Origin of the sequence: Nocardioides sp. Soil774, assembly GCF_001428125.1 — a bacterium.
In the GTDB taxonomy this organism is placed as follows: Bacteria; Actinomycetota; Actinomycetes; order Propionibacteriales; family Nocardioidaceae; genus Nocardioides.
On record NZ_LMSM01000004.1, the window covers coordinates 1 to 1,883 of the forward strand.

Consider the following 1,883-nt stretch of genomic DNA (forward strand, 5'->3'; position numbering starts at 1 on the left):
CGCGGAACTCCTTGGGGAACGCCTTTGGCATGGTGAACATCCTTCCAGCGCCGACACATCGACGCAGATTCAGATGTCACCTATCCGTGCAGCAGTCCCCGGTGATGCCGCGTCGCTCTTCCCCGTCGCTGGAGCGAATGATCGGCGCATCGCTCATGACCGGATCACATCACGGGAAAGAGGCATACGTCCGCCCATCGGCTACTACGAGACTTCCGGCAGGTTCGAGCGGATCGCGGCATGTGCGTGCGTGCGATCGCGACGCCGCGCACGCCTGTGGCCCCGTCAGCTCGTGGCTGGCGGGGTGCGGGGCGGGGTTCATGGGCGGCGCTGGTGCGGGATCCGTGGCGGACCGGGGTCGGGTGGGTCGAGTGCGGTGGTGCCGGTGCGGTCTCGGCGGTAGCGGTGGCCATGAGGGCTGGTCCACTCGAACACACCTGGTGCGATCACGTCGTAGCGCCAAGCGGAGTGGGTCTTGAGACGGTGGTGTGATCGGCAGAGCGCGGCGAGGTTCGAGGTCGCCGTCGGGCCGGGCTGTTCGCGTCCCTCTGCGTCGGCTTGGTGGTCGAACTCGACGACGTGATCGACGTCGCAGGCCCGCGCCGGTCGGGTGCACCACGGAAAGACGCACGTCTGGTCGCGCAGAATGATCTGCTCGCGGATGCGGTCGGGAACCGCGTACGCCGGCGACGAGAGGTCGATGTTGAGGTCGATGACCGGCTTCACGGTGATCTTCGTGCGGGAGTCGGCGCACCACGACCGCAGCTGGTCGAGGAGGACGAGCCTCTGACGCTCCTCGAGACGGCCCGTGGACCCGAACACGGTCGAGCCGTCGGGTGCAGGAGTTGCGTCGAAGTGCGCGTGCAGCACGACCTCCCGCGCCGCGGGCAGTCCGTCACCGTCCTCGGCCGTGACGCCAGTGGATCCCTGGGAGAACAGGTCCAGCGCGGTCTGCGTCCGAGCGAGATCACCGAGCGCTGCCGCTCGACGGGAGTCGAGGGACTCAGCCGAGCCAAGAGCCTTCTGCGCAGCCGCGCCGTGGGCGACGGCGTTCTCCAGGTCGATCGCGTCGGCGAGACCGAGCTCGGCCTCCAAGCGGACGGTGCCGGCGAAGTGGACGTCCTCGTCGTGGATCGTGACGTGGCGCGGGTCGACGTGGAGGTAGCCGTCCTCCGGGTCGGAGGCGGGGTCGGCGGCGGCGAGGTCGAAGCGCTTGATCGTCTCTGCGACGAGCCGGTCGAGCTGAGCGGTCCCGATCCTCCCGGCGACGGCGGCGACCTGGGCGTCGACGAAGCGGGCCGCGTCGCGCGTCAGAGCGGGAGCGGAGTGGATGGTGGTCTCGGCGACGAGCCGTGCCCGCCAGGCCGGCGCCCGCCCCGCCTGGACCTGCGCCCACAGGCGGGGGAGGCGGTGGCGCAGCTCGAGCGCGTGCCCGATGAGCTTCTTGGCCGCGACCGTCGAGATGCCGAGGACGGTGCCGAGCTCGGCGATGCAGAACTCCGCCACCAGGGGGCAGCCGTCGCCGGCGATGGGCTCCTCGTGCTCCGACCCAGCCACGGTGAACGCCGCAGCACTGTGGATGGACTCTGGCGGGTGGAGGTCGGCCCACTGGGCAGCGATCTTCAGGAGGTCGGCCGCGGCTCGGTCCTCGGCGGCCTTGCGGGACCGCGCGAGCGCGAGCAGGGCGGCGGGGCTGAGGGCGTCTGCCTCAGCCTGTCCGGGTCCTGCCAGCGCATCGATCATGCGTTTGATTCTAGTTGGTCCCACCGACAGTCGCCGCCCAGTTGTTATGTCGCAGGACATCGGTGACGAACCTGTACCAGGACATCGGTGACACTTTCGGTGTCCTTGGTGGTGACACTTCTCCCCGCCGTGTGCACCTG

1 protein-coding gene is annotated in these 1,883 nt (G+C 69.5%); it reads right to left on the reverse strand.

The annotated features are described in order from the left end of the window. Window positions 1-318: 318 nt before the first annotated feature. Entirely contained in the window at window positions 319-1,743 is a 1,425-nt protein-coding gene (locus ASG76_RS02940; protein WP_056599911.1) for an HNH endonuclease signature motif containing protein, read from the reverse strand. Between the last annotated feature and the right edge of the window lie 140 nt (window positions 1,744-1,883).